At 45.0% G+C, this 19,441-nt stretch carries 20 protein-coding genes; 12 read left to right on the top strand and 8 right to left on the bottom strand.

Annotation, left to right across the window (positions count from 1 at the left end; all coding sequences use genetic code 11):
* Positions 1-92: 92 nt before the first annotated feature.
* The 5 genes from BKB51_RS20340 to BKB51_RS20360 form a co-directional block, all read right to left on the bottom strand.
* Entirely contained in the window at positions 93-2,171 is a 2,079-nt protein-coding gene (locus tag BKB51_RS20340; protein ID WP_085902959.1) for a methyl-accepting chemotaxis protein, read from the bottom strand.
* Between the two features lie 136 nt (positions 2,172-2,307).
* Positions 2,308-3,978 carry a U32 family peptidase gene (locus BKB51_RS20345; protein WP_198946826.1) on the bottom strand — a complete coding sequence of 557 codons (1,671 nt, stop codon included), beginning with the start codon at positions 3,976-3,978 and terminating at the stop codon, positions 2,308-2,310.
* Positions 3,979-4,135: 157 nt separating this feature from the next.
* The gene (locus tag BKB51_RS20350; RefSeq protein ID WP_125911894.1) at positions 4,136-4,411 is read right to left on the bottom strand and encodes a type 2 periplasmic-binding domain-containing protein; all 276 of its coding nucleotides are present in this window, start codon (positions 4,409-4,411) and stop codon (positions 4,136-4,138) included.
* 8 nt (positions 4,412-4,419) lie between these two features.
* Entirely contained in the window at positions 4,420-4,941 is a 522-nt protein-coding gene (locus BKB51_RS20355; protein ID WP_085902961.1) for a substrate-binding periplasmic protein, read from the bottom strand.
* Between the two features lie 113 nt (positions 4,942-5,054).
* Entirely contained in the window at positions 5,055-5,975 is a 921-nt protein-coding gene (locus tag BKB51_RS20360) for an NADP-dependent oxidoreductase (protein WP_085902962.1), read from the bottom strand.
* 100 nt (positions 5,976-6,075) lie between these two features.
* Here BKB51_RS20360 and BKB51_RS20365 point away from each other — a divergent pair, with 100 nt between their 5' ends.
* Entirely contained in the window at positions 6,076-6,651 is a 576-nt protein-coding gene (locus BKB51_RS20365) for a TetR/AcrR family transcriptional regulator (RefSeq protein WP_085902963.1), read from the top strand.
* A 29-nt stretch (positions 6,652-6,680) separates the two neighbouring features.
* Here the strand turns inward: BKB51_RS20365 and BKB51_RS21160 are convergent, their stop codons facing one another.
* Positions 6,681-6,932, bottom strand: coding sequence for a DUF1289 domain-containing protein (locus tag BKB51_RS21160; RefSeq protein ID WP_125911895.1), 252 nt, complete (start codon positions 6,930-6,932; stop codon positions 6,681-6,683).
* Positions 6,933-7,142: 210 nt separating this feature from the next.
* Here BKB51_RS21160 and BKB51_RS20375 point away from each other — a divergent pair, with 210 nt between their 5' ends.
* The gene (locus BKB51_RS20375; RefSeq protein WP_085902964.1) at positions 7,143-8,804 is read left to right on the top strand and encodes an adenylate/guanylate cyclase domain-containing protein; all 1,662 of its coding nucleotides are present in this window, start codon (positions 7,143-7,145) and stop codon (positions 8,802-8,804) included.
* A gap of 58 nt (positions 8,805-8,862) precedes the next feature.
* On the opposite strand, the gene BKB51_RS20380 is transcribed toward BKB51_RS20375, so the two are convergent.
* On the bottom strand, positions 8,863-9,336 hold the full coding sequence (locus BKB51_RS20380) for a tetratricopeptide repeat protein (RefSeq protein WP_085902965.1): 474 nt from the start codon (positions 9,334-9,336) through the stop codon (positions 8,863-8,865).
* 258 nt (positions 9,337-9,594) lie between these two features.
* Here BKB51_RS20380 and BKB51_RS20385 point away from each other — a divergent pair, with 258 nt between their 5' ends.
* Complete coding sequence (locus BKB51_RS20385; protein WP_198946827.1) at positions 9,595-10,416, top strand: class I SAM-dependent methyltransferase; 822 nt, start codon at positions 9,595-9,597, stop codon at positions 10,414-10,416.
* Positions 10,417-10,452: 36 nt separating this feature from the next.
* On the opposite strand, the gene BKB51_RS20390 is transcribed toward BKB51_RS20385, so the two are convergent.
* The gene (locus BKB51_RS20390; protein ID WP_198946828.1) at positions 10,453-11,043 is read right to left on the bottom strand and encodes a regulatory protein RecX; all 591 of its coding nucleotides are present in this window, start codon (positions 11,041-11,043) and stop codon (positions 10,453-10,455) included.
* An 87-nt stretch (positions 11,044-11,130) separates the two neighbouring features.
* On the opposite strand from BKB51_RS20390, the gene BKB51_RS20395 reads away from it, so the two are divergent.
* The 9 genes from BKB51_RS20395 (at position 11,131) to BKB51_RS20435 (ending at position 19,267) form a co-directional block, all read left to right on the top strand.
* Positions 11,131-11,412 (top strand): TfoX/Sxy family DNA transformation protein, encoded by a 282-nt coding sequence (locus BKB51_RS20395; protein ID WP_085902967.1) that lies wholly within the window; start codon positions 11,131-11,133, stop codon positions 11,410-11,412.
* Between the two features lie 104 nt (positions 11,413-11,516).
* Positions 11,517-12,341 (top strand): ABC transporter permease, encoded by an 825-nt coding sequence (locus BKB51_RS20400; RefSeq protein WP_085902968.1) that lies wholly within the window; start codon positions 11,517-11,519, stop codon positions 12,339-12,341.
* 4 nt (positions 12,342-12,345) lie between these two features.
* The gene (locus tag BKB51_RS20405) at positions 12,346-13,173 is read left to right on the top strand and encodes an ABC transporter permease (RefSeq protein WP_085902969.1); all 828 of its coding nucleotides are present in this window, start codon (positions 12,346-12,348) and stop codon (positions 13,171-13,173) included.
* Positions 13,174-13,309: 136 nt separating this feature from the next.
* Positions 13,310-14,278 carry a TraB/GumN family protein gene (locus BKB51_RS20410; RefSeq protein ID WP_085902970.1) on the top strand — a complete coding sequence of 323 codons (969 nt, stop codon included), beginning with the start codon at positions 13,310-13,312 and terminating at the stop codon, positions 14,276-14,278.
* Positions 14,279-14,348: 70 nt separating this feature from the next.
* Complete coding sequence (locus BKB51_RS20415) at positions 14,349-15,296, top strand: TraB/GumN family protein (protein WP_085902971.1); 948 nt, start codon at positions 14,349-14,351, stop codon at positions 15,294-15,296.
* Between the two features lie 137 nt (positions 15,297-15,433).
* Positions 15,434-16,612, top strand: coding sequence for an aspartate aminotransferase family protein (locus BKB51_RS20420; protein WP_085902972.1), 1,179 nt, complete (start codon positions 15,434-15,436; stop codon positions 16,610-16,612).
* Between the two features lie 33 nt (positions 16,613-16,645).
* Positions 16,646-17,554 carry an ornithine carbamoyltransferase gene (gene argF, locus BKB51_RS20425; protein ID WP_085902973.1) on the top strand — a complete coding sequence of 303 codons (909 nt, stop codon included), beginning with the start codon at positions 16,646-16,648 and terminating at the stop codon, positions 17,552-17,554.
* Between the two features lie 18 nt (positions 17,555-17,572).
* Positions 17,573-18,541, top strand: a complete 969-nt coding sequence (gene hslO, locus BKB51_RS20430) for an Hsp33 family molecular chaperone HslO (protein WP_085902974.1) — start codon at positions 17,573-17,575, stop codon at positions 18,539-18,541.
* Positions 18,542-18,673: 132 nt separating this feature from the next.
* Positions 18,674-19,267: a hypothetical protein gene (locus BKB51_RS20435; RefSeq protein ID WP_085902975.1), complete on the top strand. Its 594-nt coding sequence runs from the start codon at positions 18,674-18,676 to the stop codon at positions 19,265-19,267.
* Positions 19,268-19,441: the final 174 nt, after the last annotated feature.

Consider the following 19,441-nt stretch of genomic DNA (forward strand, 5'->3'; position numbering starts at 1 on the left):
AGTGCATAAAAAAGCCAGCTGCAAAATGCAGCTGGCTATAACCTAAAAAAACGTCAACGTATTTCAGGACGGGTCAAATATTAGATCTTCACCTAAGCACTCCGCACCTCAGCAACTAATCTTTCTGCTTCTTCATTAAGGGCCTGTACTTTTTTATCCAGATTGTTGATGGTCTCAACAACTGAATTTGCGGCCGTATCTGTTTGGACTGAAACCTCATTTACCCCCGAGATACTTTCCAGAATTGATCCGACACCAGACGCGACCAGTTGAATTTTGGACGAGATATCTTGTGTTGCCGAGCCTTGTTCCTCGACAGCGCCAGCAATCACAGTACTGATTTCGTCGATTTGACCAATCACCGTACTGATGTGACCAATAGATTCTACTGCATTCTTGGTTTCATTTTGAATAGCGATAACCTGCTGTTCAATTTCACCTGTTGCATTTGAGGTCTGTGTTGCGAGTGATTTCACTTCACTAGCGACGACAGCAAATCCCTTGCCGGCTTCCCCTGCGCGTGCAGCCTCAATTGTTGCGTTCAGGGCAAGCAAGTTTGTCTGTTCAGCAATGTCTGAAATCAATTTCAATACTTCGCCAATGCGTTGGGCCGCTTGGGCAAGTGATTGCACATTTTCATTTGACCTGCTGGCCTCAGCAACGGCTTCGCCTGTGATTGATGTTGCTTGTCCGACTTGACGTCCAATTTCGCCGACAGAGGCAGCTAACTGCTCAGATGCACTTGCAACAGCTTGCGCGCTCTGGTTTGCAGTGTCAGACGATGATGATGCCTCTGAAGCACGTGATCTTGTTTGCTGTGACATTACATTCATGTTGTCGGCAAAGGACTTCATGTCTGTAACGGACAGCTCAATGTCATTAATCAGAGTACTCACACCCTGTTGGAAGCGAGAGGCAATTTGATCAAGAGTTGCTTTCTTTTCCGTTGCAGCGGTTTCCTGGAGCTGTAGTTGTTCTGCCTCCAGACGTTGTTTGTCCAATGCATTTGTTCTGAAAATTTCAACGGTTCGTGCTATTGCCCCAATTTCGTCGCTTCTTTTTCTGGCCGGGATTTTAATGTCTGTTTCACCATCGGCAAGACGCTGCATGCTATCCGTTACCCGCCGTAGCAAGGACATGGCTTTGGTACCGATAAAGCCGTTGATGCCGATAACAGCAATAACAACAAGCAAGGACAGAAGTATCGTCAAATTACGGGAATCATTCGCTGCGGCCATGATTTCGCTTTCGGGGGCAGACACAATAACCCCCCAGATGGCATCACTCTTGCCAAAGGTAACAGGTTGTACCGCGAGATAGCGGTCTCCACCGACAACGGGGTCGTTGATGTTTCCATAAAAGCTTTTCCCGGCAGCAAGCTCTTTCAACACAGATGCGAGGGCTTTGCTTTCTTCAATTGTGGCCAGCTTTTTATCGTCAGGATGTGAAATCCACATGCCTGTGGACGTGATCAGAGAAACAGTACCGTTCTCAAACAGTTTTAGTTCTGAAAGGCGAACCTGAATGTCTTTGAGTGCCATATCAGTTGTGGCCACGCCAACAGCACGATCCTTTGCGTCAAAAATAGGAACAGTGGCTGTGGTCATAACAACGTCTTCTCCATTAACCGGATAGACGTAGGGTTCGGTTACCACTTCCTGTTTTTTATTCTTGGGCAGGTCATACCAAAGCTCTGATCCGCTATCTCCGCCAAGGGCTAATGGTTCCCATGCAACACCGCCGTTACCATCTTGATAAAAATATGGAAGTAAGCGACCAGCTTTATCATTATAGCCTTTACCCGCAAAATCGGTATCTTTGCCACCGACATCACTGTCAAAACCTACGGCTCCACCAACCAGATTGGGATAACGTCTGATCGTGTTTTCTACGATTTGTGCAAAACCGTCCCGATCGGTTGATCCGCTTCTTAAGGGGCCTTCTATGGCATGGGCCATACCGCGTGCAGCCACAAGGGCTTCTTCAATGTCGAGTTCGACATCCAGCGCATATTGTGCTGATAGGCTGGATAGATAACTTTTGGCGTTTTCCTGTGCATTTTGATGCTGGCTGATTGTTGAGTAGGAAATTACAGCAGCAAATCCGAGGATCACCATAATAGCTGTTAATCCCACAAGTCTGAAGCTCAGACTCTGGAAGGCGTTTTTCATATTCTTTTACCCGTGTTTGGTGATGGTCATCATCTCTTTGGTGTTTGTGATGATCCATTTATTTGGAAAGTTTAGGAACGGGTAGTGTTGTGTGAAAAGACTAAGAAAGAGTTTAATTTTAACGTAATAATTGTAATTAAACTTTTAGATCAGACATGACAGTCTCATCCTTCATGTCACGGTCAAACATTTCGCCTTGCTTTTTCTGTGCCAAAAGTAGCCTGGCCTTTTCATAAATGGGATCGTGCCAGAAGATCGCGCAACCGTTGCAACCGCGACCACAACAACCTTCCGTACCAATCCGGGGCGTTTTGGGAATCCGTTCGCCACTTTCCTCAAAGATAGAAGTTTGTAGCTTATCACGCTGTTTTTGGTAGAGGATTTCGCTACCTCTACCGAGTTCTATTCTTTGCGCTGTGGCGTCGAGTTTTAATCGATCCCATTCTGCCTGTGTTAGGGATTTCTCTTTTCTGATTATCGTCTGTTCGCAAAGTTTTTGTTGTAGTGACAAGATGTTTTCCTGATCAAAAAGCGACCAGGAAATAAGGATTATTGGTTTTTGCCCGGCATTTATGACGTCGTGAGTTTGTTTGGATTTTGCATCAATAAACTCATAAAGACGGATCAAAATTGTATCCAGGCTCCCAGGGGGAAGTAATTCCAGAACATCGCCCGCTTGCAATCGGTTTTTAACGGCGATGTGAAGACCTTTATCTGTTACTTTCTCTATGTATCCGGCGTATTCATAATCAGCGAAGGTTTTTGTATGTTCGTAGTTATGGGCATGATTTTCCAGGCGACCATTATGGAATGCGAGAGTATATCCCCGGTTGGGAACTGTTGAGAGTTCTTCCATATATATTTCCGGCGACCAGTTGTCCGGATCTTGGTACCAGTCATCAATGGCTTGCCGATAAGCTCTGGCTGTTACAGCGAGGTAGTATGCACTTTTGTTTCGTCCTTCTACCTTGAGAGAATCAACTCCAATTCTGAGATAGTCGTCGAGCTTGGGCATAAGACACAGGTCTTTGGAATTGAGTATATAGGACCCGCGCTCATCCTCTTCGATGGGCATTAGTTCTCCCTGACGGCATTCTTCTTCCATCATAAACTCGAAAAGTTCCAGATTTTCTTCAGACAGGTTGAGCTCTTTTACTGTTTCGTCTTTGAGCTTCATGTGTACTTTGTAGTGCCACCTGCAACTGTTGGCACAGTTTCCCTGATTTGCACCGCGTTCTGCCATGAAATTGGACAACAAGCATCGACCCGAATATGTCATGCACATTGCGCCGTGGACAAAGGCTTCCAACTTTATATTCGGACATTTCTCGCGGATTTCGCAAAGTTCTTGATAATTGACTTCGCGGGCAAGAACACAAAGGCTTGCGCCCTGTTTCTGCCAGAAATCAACAGAAATCCAGGAACAAATATTAGCTTGCGTTGAGATATGGAGTTCAAGCTCCGGGGCGTTGTCTTTGACATATTGAAAAATACCCGGGTCAGCAATGATAACGCCATCTGGTTTGATTGCTTTGATTGTCTCGATAAAGAGGGGAAGCTTGGGAATGTCTTTATTGTGAGAAAAAAGATTGAGTGTCAGGTAAACACGTTTTCCATGAGCATGGGCAAATTTTACGCCCTCGACAACTTCTTCCAATGTGAAGGAGGATTTCGTCCGTAGCGACATATCCGGCGTGCCCAGATAAACGGCGTCTGCACCGTAGAGGACGGCTATTTTTAGCTTTTCTAGCGATCCGGCAGGCATAAGCAATTCGGATCGTTGGGGATGGGATGCAATTTTGACCATTAGAAAACCAGTGTTTGCGTATTAACTGGCCTAGGTTATGGCGATACTTTAGGAAAGAATAATTGATCTAGGGCAATTCGAATGGATTAATTTGATAGAAACAAGCCAGAAACAAGCCAGAAACAAGGGTTACAACACTCGAATTACGCTAAGTGGTTTAGTATTCGAAAAAGTCCTCTATGATTTGATTAATACTTCCATCTGCCTTCATTGCACGAATAATTTTATTAACTTTTTTGATGAAATCGTCCTTGAAAGGAAAGGCGCCGTTGTCTGTGTTTGTATAGCCGATATATCCCCATTCGGCGTCAATTACGGCACCAAAGCGTAGTTGATCTAAACCGGGATCGTACAGCCCGGCTTGTCTCAAGCGTAATAGCCCCCACCTGATGGACATTTCCGCGTTTACATAACAATCTGTTCGACGCGCCAAGAGCATTCTTAAGCCGCTTCGGGTATTGGTGCTTCGATTAACGATAATCTCCCTTGTTCTGCGGCAGAAAAGAAGTCTGGACCTGGCGATAAAAAACCATCGTTTGTACCTATTTTGAGGCCATAATAATCTTCGGGCCATTTTTTTCTTTCGTTCTTGAGGACCTTGTTGTGGCATATGGCAATGACTTGCTCCAATAATATTGGCTCAGAATATGGGGCCATATAGGGGCGCTCTTTGGGGAAATGATACGGTGGGAAAACAGCAAACCCTGTGCCTCTTTTAATTTCATTTAAACTTCGTTTCCAAGGCAGCATCTGGAAAGAGACGTCATAACCCTCGAGCTTCTTAAAAACCTCGTTGAGGATGTTAACGTAAATGCCTTGAGGCTGATTATTTTTGATAAAGGAAAAGGGGGCATATCCATCGTCTCCAAGTATTATGACTTTTTGTTCTGCAATACTTGCAAAGGATGTGAATTCTATAATTACCGCAACTACAACCCCGGCCAAATAACGAATGGTTCTCACGGGTCTTCTCCTGACGGTGTAAAGATGCCTTTATTATAGCTCTGAACTGCAAAGTAACGGTTAACAGAGCCTGATAAATAGGATCAGGCTCTGTCTGTATGTTGAGAGAGAAATCACCAGTTCAAAATGATACGCCCGCGTTTACCGCTTTTTTGTAAGTGCGTGAGAGCCTCATTGTACCTGCCGAAGCTATAAACTTCTTCAACAACGGGGATAAGAGTCTTATTTTCTAATAGAGGTCTGACTGATTGGAGACGGTCTGTTTCACCGTGCATTACCATCAGGTATGCAACGTGTTGATCTTCCGATGTGCCTCCATTTTGATCATCTGGCAGTGCAGGAATAAATTTGCCTGAAGCGCTCAGGAGAGAGCGGCAATCATCCAGGGTGAAGCGGGTTGAAAAGTCAAGAATGAGGTCGTAATCACCCTCAAGATCGCTCAGGGATTTTTCTGTGTATTCATATGCTTTATCAGCACCAAGCTCCATTAGGAAATCCCTATGTCCTTTTCCAACAAGCGCTGTGATGTGGTGGTTTTTTTGTTTTGCCAGTTGAGTTGCGTATACACCAACACCACCAGAAGCCCCTATAATTAGAATGTTGAGGTTAGAGGACTTGGGGGCTAGATCTTCGTATATTGATAAAGATGTCAGTATGCCAATGGGTAGGGCGGCAGCTTCCTCAAAACTCAGGCCTGTGGGGATTGTCGATATATATTCCTCGGGCAGGGCGATATATTCAGCATGGGTTTTGCATCCCGTTATCAGATGGGCATAGCCATAGACGTGGTCGCCGATATTGAATTTGCTGCCTTGCGTCTGGACGGTACCAGAAAATTCAAGCCCGGTTTGTACTGCTTGGTCAAAACCATATTCTTTAAAATAGCTGTCATAGATCCCGGCAGCACTTTCCAAGTCATATGGATTAAGTGACGCACTGTGGACTTTGATCAGAACCTCATCTTTACCGGGTTCTGGTTTTTCAAGATCACTATTATGTACAATGGTTTTTTCCTTGACGATTAAGCCTTTCATGACTTCCCTCGTAGTATATGTTGTATGGAGAATATTATTTAGGTCAAGCGACCTAAATTTCAAGAAAGCTTTTTAAATTAATTTGGGTAAGGTGAGGTAAGTGCCGAAATCGAGAGAAGAGCAAAATAATTTAAAACGCGCAGCGATTGCGGCGGCCACCCTAACGCTGCTTGAAGAATGTGGTGGTGAAGGTTTGTCGATGCGACGTGTCGCTGATAAATCAGGAATAAGCCTTGGTAATTTACAATATCATTATAAAAACAAAGAAGAACTCTTAAACGCCATTCTTAATAGCTTTCTCAAGCAGTATCTTGACGAGAACTGGGGAGGACGAGAGAGTAGTTCTCTGGAACAAATTTTTTTACAAATTCTGACGCACAGTAGTTTTGATAGCTGCGCAATTGTTTTCAAAGAACTCTGGTCTCTATCGACGCGGAATGACGAGATTGACGGCATGCTTGATAGCTTTTATCGGCAAACTCATGAGCTTTTTTGTCAGCTTCTCACCTCGTCTTCTGGTTCGACTTTCGATCAACAAAGAGTAGCCCGGACTGTAAATATCCTGTTGCCGTTTTTTGAAGGGTATTGCGTTACCAAAAAAGCTTTGAGATCAGATCCGAAAATTCTAGCGCGGGATCTGGCGTCTCTTGCTGAGAATTTTATGAAGAGCGGGTAAGTAATTTCGACTAAACTAAACCTTTTGGTTTAGGCAACCATACCGGTTCGTCGCTGGTTGATTGATTCCAGAAGATCCTGTTTTTCATCTCCTGTCATAATTACCCAATCTCTGATCTCATCAATGGTCCTGTGGCAGCCAATACATAGCTGTGTGAGGTCATCCATCTGGCAAACAGAAGTGCAGGGGGATGGAATAGAGGAATCAAGCTCTTGAAGAAGCTTTTCACGCCGTTTTTTACGACGTGCCGTTCTTTCTTCCCGGGATAATCTCGATGTCACGATACTTGTTTCCTGCACTGGATATCATTCCTATTCCCTATTATCCTACTCAGCTATTAATTAATTACTCGTTCTTTTCGCGACAAGAATTTATAACTAGAACGACAAAAAGCCCTGATGTTTAAGGCTACGAACACGTTTTTGTTGCAAGATTGTCTGCATCTAAGGGATAAAATGATAAAGTCAGGGTATAGAGAAGGATAAAACTATATGGTTCGGACAATCCGTCTCTACGGTGGGCTTGTACTTTTTGTGTATATTCTCACGCATTTATTGAACCATGTTCTGGGCCTTCATTCTATTGAAGCAATGGATGGAGGCCGTAAAGCCTTTTTGGCTCTGTGGCGAAATCCGGTCGGGACTTTACTTCTATATCTTTCCCTGTCCTCTCACATGGCCCTTTCTTTGTGGGGTGTTTATCAGCGTCAGCATCTTCATATGAAATTCTGGGAAATGGCCCAGCTGTTATCTGGCTTGATCATACCTTTCCTATTAATCTTGCATATTCTTGGAACGCGATTTGCGCACGAGATTTACGGTGTGGAAGATAACTATGTCTATGTGCTCTATGCCTTGGTTGTCTACAATATCGATACGGGGTATCGACAGGCTATACTAATGATCTTGGGGTGGGTACATGGCTGTGTCGGTATTCACTATTGGCTAAGGTATAAACCCGCTTATGACAACTACAAATCGTTGGCGCTTTCGTTTGCAGTTGTCATTCCTGTGCTTTCCATGGCGGGGTTCTATGTTGCTGGGCTTGATATCCTTAAGCTTGCTGCTGATCCTCAATGGCTAAAATCATTCTTTAGTGGTTACAATTTGCCAACGGCAGATGAAGCACGAGATATCTATCGTCTGGAAACGGTCATTCAGTTTGTCTTTGCCGGGGTAATTTCTGTGGTGATTATCGGGCGTTGGGTCCGGTATGCAATTCAGCGGTGGCAGGGAACATTTAAGGTTACATATCCTAATGGCAAATCATTTCGAGCGATAAAGGGGACAAGCCTGCTTGATGTCAGTCATCTGAATAACATGCCACATGCTGCCGTTTGTGGGGGCAAGGGACGATGTTCGACTTGTCGTGTACGTGTTGGCAAGGGGCTGGATCATTTGCCTGAAAGTGAAACTGGTGAACTTAAAGTTCTCACCCGGATCGGGGCGTCAAATAATATGCGGCTGGCGTGTCAGACCTATCCTATTGCAGATGTTGAAATGACGCCTTTGTTGCCAGCCCAAAGCGGCTTGAAAACAGCACATCGCAAACACAGTTCAATTGCACAGGGACAAGAAAGGGAAATTGCTATTCTCTTTGCTGATATAAGAGGTTTTACGACCCTGTCTGAAAAGAAGCTCCCTTATGACGTTGTCTTTATTCTTAACCGCTATTTTGAAGCAATGGGAACAGCGGTTGAAGAATCTGGGGGGCGTTTGGATAAGTTTATTGGCGATGGTGTTATGGCGCTTTTTGGTATCGATCGTGGTGTTGAAACGGGGTGTAAAAATGCTTTACGGGCCGCGCGACGAATGGCCGAAAAACTGGATGAACTCAATGCACATCTTGCCCATGAACTACCGGAACCTCTTCGTATTGGTATCGGCGTTCATACGGGGGCCGTTATCGTGGGTGAACTTGGTTGGGGGCAGGCGACGTCTATTACCGCAATTGGTGATGCCGTGAATACAGCCAGTCGTCTGGAGGGGATGACCAAGGATTTGAAATCACAACTTGTGGTGTCTCAGCCTCTCGCAAAAATTGCCGGGGTAGATCTCGGTGATTTTCCCCGGCAACATATTCAAGTCAGAGGACGGCAGGACGGTATGGATATCTGGTCACTTGAGAGTGCCAAGGACCTACCTCTCATTTAATAGGACATAGGGCGTATAAACGCGATCCAACGTCTGAACTTATGTGTCTTTCAGGGAGCTATTGCGCTTTTTCGTAAGCTTCAATGGCTTCTTTCAACGTTGTGTATTCGTCACATCCAAAAGTACAGCTTTTATCCAGAACGTCCAAGCGCTCTTTCGCTTTTCCAGGCTTGTCCAGTTCCAGATAAAGCTGACCGAGGTACTCATTGGCACCACGATGACGTGGGTTTAGATCCAGTGCTTTGTTGTAATAACCAAGCGCAACATCTTTGTTCCCCAGTTTACGTTGGCTATAACCAAGCATGTTATATGCATCAGCATTATCAGGATCAGCTTTTATTGTTTTCTGTAAAAGAGGTTGGGCATCGCTGTATTTCTCGTCTTGGATTAGCTCGATAGCGGTCTTGAGATCGGAGTTCGAGTTGTCTCCCCAGCCATTATCTCCTCCGCTACCTGCAGCAAAACTTGAACCAGCAGAGCTCAAGAGAAACCCGGTCATGGACAGAGCGATGGTGAATGATCTTATCTTCATGTAATTTGTTCCCCGTAATAATATAATCGCATTGGTTTTAAGGTTCTGTTGTCCTATAATAATGATTGTAGTTTTTGAGCAGGTTTTCAATGATCTCTTGATCACATTATTCTGACATAAAAATAATGAATAAATTTCTGCTTCAAGTGTTTAGGTCTTCTTATGGCCTTATAACAGGGTCCTAATTGGGCGCTGCCAAGATCAAATTTGCCATTCTGGCGAGTTCGAGTTTTCAAAACATATAATTTATAGAAGAGAATGATGCGAGAAATCGGAAAAGTAAATTCTGACGGAATAGATTTTGGAAAAACCGCACAAGATTACGCAAAGCACAGGGCCGGTTTTCCTCCACTTATTTTTGATTTGTTGAAAGATAGGGGCATTGGTGTTGCCGGACAATCTCTTGTTGATCTGGGAACGGGAACAGGAACACTTGCCCGCGGGTTTGCTGCACAGGGTGTCGAGGTTATCGGGGTTGATCCTGCCGAAGCTATTTTGGAGCAGGCGCGATTAATTGCAGAGGAGGAAGGCGTTCGGGCCACGTTTCAACAGGGCAATTCAGAAGCAACGGGCCTTGCAAGTGGTTGCTTTGATGTTGTGACCGCGGGCCAGTGCTGGCACTGGTTTGAGGCTGCAAAGGCAACAGAAGAGTGCCAACGGATACTTAAGCCTGGGGGGCATCTCGTCATTTGTCACTTTGATTGGCTTCCTTTGCCGGGAAATGTTGTCTCAGCAACAGAAAGCCTTATTTCCAAACATAATCCAGCGTGGGAAATGTCAGGGGGAACAGGTATCTATCCACAGTGGACTATAGATTTGGCAACAGGCGGCTTTGAAGAGATTGAAACTTTTAGCCAAGATTTAAGCGTTCGCTATAGCCATGAAGACTGGCGAGGACGTATTCGGGCATCTGCAGGCGTCTCAGCTTCACTATCCCCAGAAGCGGTTGCCGCTTTTGATACAGAGCACGGTGATCTACTACGTCGGGATTTTTCTGATGATCCGCTGCTTATTCCGCACCGATTGTGGTGTGCGGTTGCAAAAAAACTCATGAATAAGGCCCCAAGTATAAAGCTGTAAGGATAAAACTGGGCAGGCTACTCAAACCAACCGGGATTATAGTCCTGCTTCGTCTTCCAGTTCTTCAATGCCATCGGCAAGAATAACGCGTTCTGCGATGGCAAAAGAAAAGCCTTTGCGGCCCAGAGCGGCGAGATCTTTGTCCCGGCGTTCTTCGCGTTTGTCATCAGTTCGATAAGGACCAAGGCGACGCCTACGAGCGTAGGAGATGGCGGCTTCCAAGTCGGGATTGTTGCTCTCTTCCTGGATAAGATCAATGGCTTTGTTGACAAATTCTTCAGGGACACCCTTGAGGGACAGATCTTGTCGAATGGCGCGTAGTGACATGCCTTTGCGATGGAGACTACCGCTTCGTCCTTCAGCGTAGCGTTCGTCGTTGAGGAAATTTAAATCACGGAATTTAGAGATCAGACCTTCAATGATCTCTGCCCCTTCCTGTGGGATGGTGCCGTGTTCTTTGGCTGAGAGATTTACCTTACGCATAAGATAGCGGCGCAGACCAGCCTCTGTCGTTGCATAGCGTTCCAGATAAAATCGAGCAACGTTTCCAAGATATTTTGCTGTCGCTTTCCGCGGTACTTTACGTTTGGGCTGTTCGCGGTTGTTTTTTTCTGACCGTTCCATCATGTTCATATACATGCCACGGCGATGTTGCGGGGCCAATTCTTTTTGTTGAATAAATTATTTTAAAATGACACTGATCCAGAGTTTAAAATGAGAACTGATCCAAAAGAAGAGCTTCTTGCGCTAAAAAATCTGGGTCCGAAATCTGTTGCTCAGTTGGTTGATATCGGGATTACATCGTCAGATCACTTAATCGAATTGGGTACGGAAGAAGTGTTTCGGCGACTATATTTTCGCTTTTGTGATGAACACCGACTTTCAGTGAATTATCTCTATGCTCTGGAAGGCGCGATAACAGGGCATGATTGGCGCCTGATACCAGTGGGTAGAAAACAAGAACTCAAAGATCTGTTGAAAGCTTTAAAATCTTAAGAGATTTCTTTTAGGTGCTTTTCTTTATCGTCGGGGCAATAAAAATGGCAAAAATAAGAAGTAATTAGGATCTTCCCCTTGAAGCCAATGGAATGGTTGCGTAAATGTGTCGCATGGCTTTGATCGATCAAAAACTCACCCAAATAGCTCCCCGTACCATAGGTCGTGTGAACACCCTTGGTCTTTGGACCCTTTACAGTCGTGAAGTGAAGCGCTTCTTAAACGTTTTCACACAGACACTTATGGCGCCTGTCATTACAACTCTGTTGTTTTTGGCCGTTTTCGCACTGGCTCTTGGCGGCCTCAGTAGAACGGTGGGTGGTGTTGATTACATTACCTTTCTTGCGCCGGGTCTGATGATGATGACCATGACGCAAAATTCCTTTGCCAATACATCGTCCTCCATTCTTATTGCAAAGGTTCAGGGAAATATCGTTGATATCCTCATGCCACCTTTGGCGCCGTGGGAAATGGCCCTGGGGATTGCGGCGGGAGGGATTACCCGTGGCTTGATGGTCGGGCTGACCGTGTTTTTTGCTATGATGCTATTCCTGCCAATTTCACTGGCGCACCCTTTGTCGGCGCTATGGTTTGCCATTAATGCCTGTATGATGCTGGCTCTTTTGGGAATGCTTGGCGGAATCTGGGCACAGAAGTATGATCATATTGCCGCCGTGACTAACTTCATCATTACGCCGCTCTCTTTCCTTTCCGGGACGTTCTATTCAATTGACCGACTGCCTGATGCCTGGGTTGCTGTGGCCCATTTTAACCCCTTCTTTTATATGATCGATGGTTTCCGTTATGGCTTTATCGGTCATGCTGATGGAAATATTATAATCGGGGCTATTCTGCTTCCTGTGGTCAACCTTATTCTTTGGTTTGTTACGCACCGACTGATTGCCACCGGGTATCGTTTGAAGGCCTGATGATATGAGCGACGCGACGCCAGATCAGAGCGACAAGATTGTGCACAGTGAAGGCGTGCGTATTATCGCTGTTTTGCGTATATGGACTTTGTTCTATCGTCGGGGCGTTATTCGATTTATGAGGTTTTGGGTCGAAAGTCTTCTGGGGCCGATGGTGTCGACCATGTTGTTTATGACCGTTTTTACCCTTGCGTTGGGCCCTAGTGACGAAATGGTTCCCGGACTTTCTGCCTTACAGTTTATAGCTCCGGGGCTTACGATTTTTGTTCTGTCGCAAACGGCTTTTCAAAATGTTTGTTTCATGTTGATTATTGACAAGCAAGAAGGGGTCATAACAGACGTACTTATGGCGCCTTTATCACCAATAGAGCTGCTATTTGGTTATAGCTTGGCTGGTATCGCGAATGCATTACTTGTTGCAATATTACTTCTTGGGGCGATGACGGTTTTTACCGGCCCGATGCTCTATGATTTCTGGGTAACGGCTTTTTTTGCCATCTCTGCTGCGCTGTTTTTTTCTATGATAGGCATTGTTGTGGGGCTCTGGTCTGACAAGTGGGATCAATTCTCCCTTGTGGATAATTTCCTTGTTCTCCCGCTTGGTCTATTGTCCGGGACATTCTTTACTCTCAATCGCATCCCGGAAAGCTGGCAGTGGCTTTTCGAAGCCAATCCCATGTTCTGGATCATTAGTGGTTTCCGCTATGGCATTACGGGTTATGGATCTACCGAAAGCTTAATCTGGCAAGGTGGTATGCTCATTGTTCTAACCCTTGTTGCTGTTACATGTGGTTGGGCGTTGTTGAAGCGTGGTTATAAGATCAAAGCTTGACAATATTGATGTCGTGGCTGTCTCGGCTAACATTTTAAAACGTATTTGATCTACTTTTCATCCTTTATAAGGAAGTAATTTTTAGACTGTTTTCGAACAATGTTTATGCGATCCGGGCAAAGTTTGAGAGCATCCGATGATTTTTCGTTGTTATAAAATTTTAGTACTTTTTATTTTTACCAGCTATTTCCTGCTTTCTGGCGAAGCCTGGAGTGAAGCAACTATCCCTTACGGGAAGGGCTTATTTTGGAAAATTGAAAAGAATAATCGTGCGCCAAGCTATCTGCTGGGAACAATGCACGTTGCTGATCCAAGGGTTCTAAAGATTAAAGATCGGGTTGAGCCATACATTAAAAATGCCGATGTCTTGAACTTGGAAATAGATCTTACGCCGCGTGAAGTTCGCGAATCATACAATGTACGCATTAGAGACGATGGTAAAACATTGGATGAAATCCTACCGGAAGATCTGTACGAGAAAATAGTCAGGATTGCTGAAAAACAAGATGTAAAAGAAGAGGTTTTGCAGAACTTCGAACTGTGGGCTGTTTATCCTATCTTGAAAGCGTTGCCAAATGATCCTGACCGGGAAAAACAGGAAAATAATGGAGCTGCATTGGATTTTCAGCTAGGTGCTTTTGCAGTTGGTCAAGGCGTTGAGGTTAATGGTCTGGAAACAGTGCGAGAGCAGCTTTCTGTTTTTAGAGATCGTGATCGTGAAATTTATCTGGATGCGATTATACGGGCACTTGAAAAGCCCGAAGCCGAAAAAAAACATGAAGATTTAATGGAACAGTACGTTCAGATGTATCTTACAGAAGATACAAATAGCTTTTATCAGACTCTCTTGGATGATTTAAAAGAAGAGCCGCCTGAAATGTATGATATCTGGATAACGCGTCTTTTAGACAAACGAAACCTCAATATGATAAATGGAATGACGAAGGGGCTGATCAAAGGTAACTCTTTTACAGCTGTTGGGGCGCTTCATTTGCCCGGTGAAAAGGGAATTCTCAATATGCTCGTGCAGCGGGGGTATCAAGTTTCCCGTGTACCATGTAAAAATGGTGAAAAAAGTAGTTTTTGCCCCAATCAAGACATGTAATTTGCATAGATATCTGTAACAATAGTCATATTCAGCGTAGTTTATTTAACTCATTCCCTCAGGAATTAAGATGGCTTTGATGCAGATTAGCCGATTTCAAAGATTGGTTAAGAATATGGTTTTTGCGCTCTCTCTCTTCAGTGCTTTGTTTTTATTTGTGGTGGCTTTACCTCTTCAGACCAGTGTCGCACAACCATTGATCAATGGAGATGCAGTGCTGTGGAAAGTCGAAGGACAGGGCACAGAGCCAAGCTATATATACGGGACACTTAATAGCAGTGATCGCCGTGTTGTTGATGCTGGGGCCTATGCACTTAGTCTCTTGAGAGATGCTGATTATCTCATGGTGGATATTCTTGATGATGATGCGATTAAACAAAAGCTATTTAGTGTAATGCTGTATAATGATAATCGCCGATTAAGGGATTTAGTCTCGCCAGAGACATTCGAAAAAATCAAAGTTATTGGCTATGAATATGGATATTTGGCCCGGCAGATGAATGTGCTTAAGCCTTGGGCTGCACGGGTTGTTTTTTCATCGCCTCCATCCGAAGCATCGCGTATTTCATTGGGTATCAGAACTCTTAATCAAACTTTTCAGGATGTTGCGAAAAGCCAAGGAATAGAGGTTATCCAGCTTCAGACTATTGAAGAGCAGCTACAAATTGCGGATGCACTAAATGAAGCCGATCAAATAACATTACTGGATACGCTACCGGCTGAAATTCAAATTGTGGAAGCCATCTATCAGACCCGGATTAACAACTTTCTCTCTCAATCCTCAGGGGCTCTTTATCAAGAAGTTCTTGACGAGGTATCTGTTCTGTTGCCAGAGGCACAGACAAGCTATCTGGAAAACCTCGTTTTCGAACGTAATCGTCAGATGGTTTCCCGAATGGTTGAAATCCTTCAGAACGGAAATAGTTTGACTGTGGTTGATGCGACCCATCTGCCCGGACAGCAAGGGGTTTTGAAACTTTTACAGGCTAAAGGCTTCGCCATTACGCCAGTGAAATAGTTTTTCTGTTAAAAACCTAGTGAATCCTGCTTGTTCCGGTTGACAGCGGGCAGTGATATTGGGTTAATACGTTGCTCCGGGGTGACTGACTGTCGCCCCGGGCTTTGTTTTTTCAGCAGATATAAAAGAGAGATACCATGAGTGACGCAGTAATGCCCACCTACGCACGTATCGACCTCGCATTTGAGCGGGGCGAAGGTCCTTATTTATATACTGCTGAAAACCGACGATATCTTGATTTTGCTGGTGGTATTGCCGTTAATTCTCTGGGACACAGTCACCCAAAGCTAGTTGCAGCACTGGAAGAGCAAGGCCGTAAATTATGGCACGTCTCTAATCTATACAGAATTACAGGTGGCGAGACGCTTGCAGAACGCCTTGTTGCCAATTCCTTTGCAGATAAGGTTTTCTTTACCAACTCTGGAACAGAGGCTTTGGAAGGTGCCATTAAGCTGGCGCGCAAGTATCACAGTCATAATGGGCAGCCACAGAAATATCGCATCATTACCTGTGACAGTGCGTTCCATGGTCGAACGATGACAGCTTTGTCTGCAGCGGGGAACGCTAAGCATCTGGATGGCTTTGGTCCTCAGACGCCTGGCTTTGACCATGTCGCTTTTGAAAATCTGAACGAATTACGCGCTGCTATCGGTGACGAGACCGCAGCGATCATGGTTGAGCCGATCCAGGGTGAAGGTGGTATCCGTGCCGCTTCTATGGATTTCCTCAAAGGCCTGCGGACGGTTTGTGATGAGTTTGGACTGCTCTTGATCTTTGATGAGGTTCAGTGTGGAAATGGTCGTACAGGTAAGCTTTTTGCTCATGAATGGGCAGATATAGAGCCGGATGTGCTGGCAACGGCTAAGGGGCTTGGCGGGGGTTTCCCAATGGGTGCGTTCATGGCAACAAATAACGCTGCCGCTGGCATGGTGCCTGGTACTCATGGTAGTACGTACGGCGGCAACCCCTTGGCAATGGCTATTGGGAATGCTGTTCTGGATGTTTTGTTGGAAGACGGCTTTATGGAAAGTGTTATTTCCATTGCTGACTATACTCGTGAAAAGCTTGATGGCCTTGTTGCCCGGAACCCGAATATTTTCGAAGAAGTTCGCGGTGCTGGATTGATGCTTGGTCTTAAATGTCGGGTTCCCAATAGTGATGTGATTACAGCAATGCGTGATGGCGGCCTTTTGAGCGTTGGTGCTGCGGATAATGTTATCCGATTGCTACCGCCGCTTGTTATCGAACGATCACACGTCGATGAAGCAATTTCAATATTGGAAGACGTCTGCAAAGGATTAACCCTGGCTGCCTGATACATTGGCGCCGGGCCTATAAGGTATAATACAATGACCCATACAAAACATTTTCTGGATTTAAACCAGTTTGAAACTCCAAAATTAAGAGAAATACTGGGTTATGGTTCCCAGTTGAAATCAGGGACAATTTCCGGCCGCCCGCTGGAAGGCAAGTCTCTTGCAATGATTTTTGAAAAACCGTCAACCAGAACACGGGTTTCTTTTGAAGTTGGTATTAACCAACTCGGCGGGAACGCTGTTTTGCTTGATCCCAGTAGTTCACAGATGGGGCACGGTGAAACTATTGCGGATACAGCGCGTGTTTTATCGCGTTTTGTGGACGCAATTATGATCCGGACGTCGTCCGAAGAAATCCTTCATGAGCTGGCGGAATATGCAACGGTTCCTGTTATCAACGGTTTGACGGATGAGTCTCATCCGTGCCAGTTGATGGCAGATGTTATGACTTATGAAGAACATCGTGGTGCCATTGCAGGTAAAACGGTGACCTGGTGTGGTGATGGCAATAATGTTGCGACCTCATGGATACATGCGGCAACACGCTTTGATTTTGAGTTGAAATTGGCAACACCATCTGAATTGGCACCGGATCAGAAAGCTCTTGATTGGGCAAGCTCTCTGGGCGGGAAAATTTCAGTTACCCGGTCAATGGATGAGGCAGTGCAGGATAGTGATTGTATTGTCGCTGATACATGGGTATCCATGGGCGATAAGGATGCGGCAAACCGTCATAACCTGTTAAAGCCTTATCAGGTAGATGAACGGGTTATGTCCTTGGCTAAAAGTGACGCGCTGTTCATGCATTGCTTGCCTGCACATCGCGGCGAAGAAGTTGTTGCAGAAGTTATTGATGGCCCGCAATCCGTTGTATTTGATGAAGCTGAAAATAGACTACATGCCCAAAAAGGCATCCTTTATTGGTGTATGAGTAACCTTTAAAGGCGTTGGAGAAGAAAGATGAATGACACAGTTGGGGAAAATGTTGCACCTGAGTTTTTGAAGGATGATGTGATTCAACCCTTCTTGCTCGAATCAACAGGAATCAGAGGACGCATCGTCCGAATGGGACCAGCCATTGATGAGATCCTCAAACGTCACGATTATCCACAGATTGTGAATGAATTGTTGGGCGAGGTTCTGGCCCTGACGAGTGTCCTTTCTTCGTTAATGAAGTTTTCAGGCTGTTTTACCTTGCAGAGCAAGAGTGATGGCCCGGTTAAAATGCTCGTCAGTGATATGACATCCGAAGGTGTCCTACGAGGCTGCGCCGGGATTGATGAAGCTGCCCTCAAGGAACTTTTGGATAAAACAGAGGATCACTCTACACTCTCTCTTACTGATCTGACAGGTAAAGGCTATATCGCTTTTACCGTTGATCAAGGTGAGCATATGGAACGCTACCAGGGAATTGTTGAGCTTGAAGGTAATAATCTGTCAGAGTGTATTCAGGGGTACTTCAAGAAATCTGACCAGATTAATACTGGCGTTCTGGTTAATGTTGCCCAGATTGACGGGCGTTGGCACGCTGGTGGCATGATATTGCAATATGTTCCCGGCGACGGTGGTGTTAACCAGCAAACAGACAAAGATGATGACGAGATCAAAGAAGACTGGCAGCGATCCATGATCTTGATGTCGAGCTGTACTGAAGATGAAATCTTGGATCGCGATCTTGCTGTGACAGATTTACTCTACCGGTTGTTCCATGAAGAACAGGTGAGGGTATATGATCAACGTCCTGTAAAAGAAGGATGCCGCTGTTCACGGGAAAAGCTGGCCAATGTGATCAAGACTGTTTCACCTGATGAGGTTGAATCCTACAAGGTTGATGGCGTTATTGATGCAAAATGCGAGTTTTGTGGGCGTTCGTATGTCTTTGATGATGCAGCTATTGCCGAGCTTCAAAAAGAAACTGATCAAGGCTAAGCGCTTCTTTTGGGGGCCAAGGCCTTTGTCGTGCCATAATGTTTCGGTACCAAAGGGTGTTTGATAATGAGAATCTCTGTTTAAAAAGATACTCAAAAAGCGATTACGTTTATTCAAAGGTGAGATTATAGAATGTTAAGTCGACGTTCATTCGTTCTAAGTGGTTTAGCCCTCAGTGGTGCAGCTTTGGCCGGGTGTAAAACAGCTCCCTCTACCTATGAGTATGCTGAGCTTACCTATTCACATCTGCCACCTTATAATCTATTGGTGCGGGACGTTGTCGTCGATCAGGCCTATGTCAGCCCCGCGAAGTCTCCTCATGTTGAACATTTGTTTGATGTTTCTCCTGCGCAGGCGTCTGAACGCTGGGCAAGAGACCGACTGTATCCGCAAGGCAATAATAACATCCTGAATTTTGTTATTAAAAATGCAGCTGTGACCGAAAGTAAACTGGAACAGCAAAAAGGTCTTACGGGATTATTCACTTATGACCAGTCTGAGCGGTATTCTGGTGTCCTTGAAGTTGAATTACAGATCTTGAACGATCAAGGATTTAACGAGGCTTCTGTGGTGGCAAAGGCTGAACGCTCTGTCACCGTAGCTGAAAATATCAAACTGCGCGAGAGAGAGAAGGTTTGGTACAAGCTTACCGAAGATCTGATGACTGAAATTGATCGTCAGCTTCAACAAGGCATCGCAAAACATCTAAGTCAGTACGTACTGTAATTCATTCATTGATAAAGTCCTGTTGGCCTTATTGTAAGAACAAATAAAAAAAACCGCTGAAGTTTTATCTTCAGCGGCTTTTTTGATGGATCTTTAGGCTGTTGTGTTAGCCAAAGATGACCTTTGGTAACCAAGTTGCGAGTTCTGGAAAGAGTGCCAGAATAAGCAGAGCAA

It is taken from the genome of Kiloniella majae, from assembly GCF_002118315.1.
GTDB classification, from domain to species: Bacteria; Pseudomonadota; Alphaproteobacteria; order Kiloniellales; family Kiloniellaceae; genus Kiloniella; species Kiloniella majae.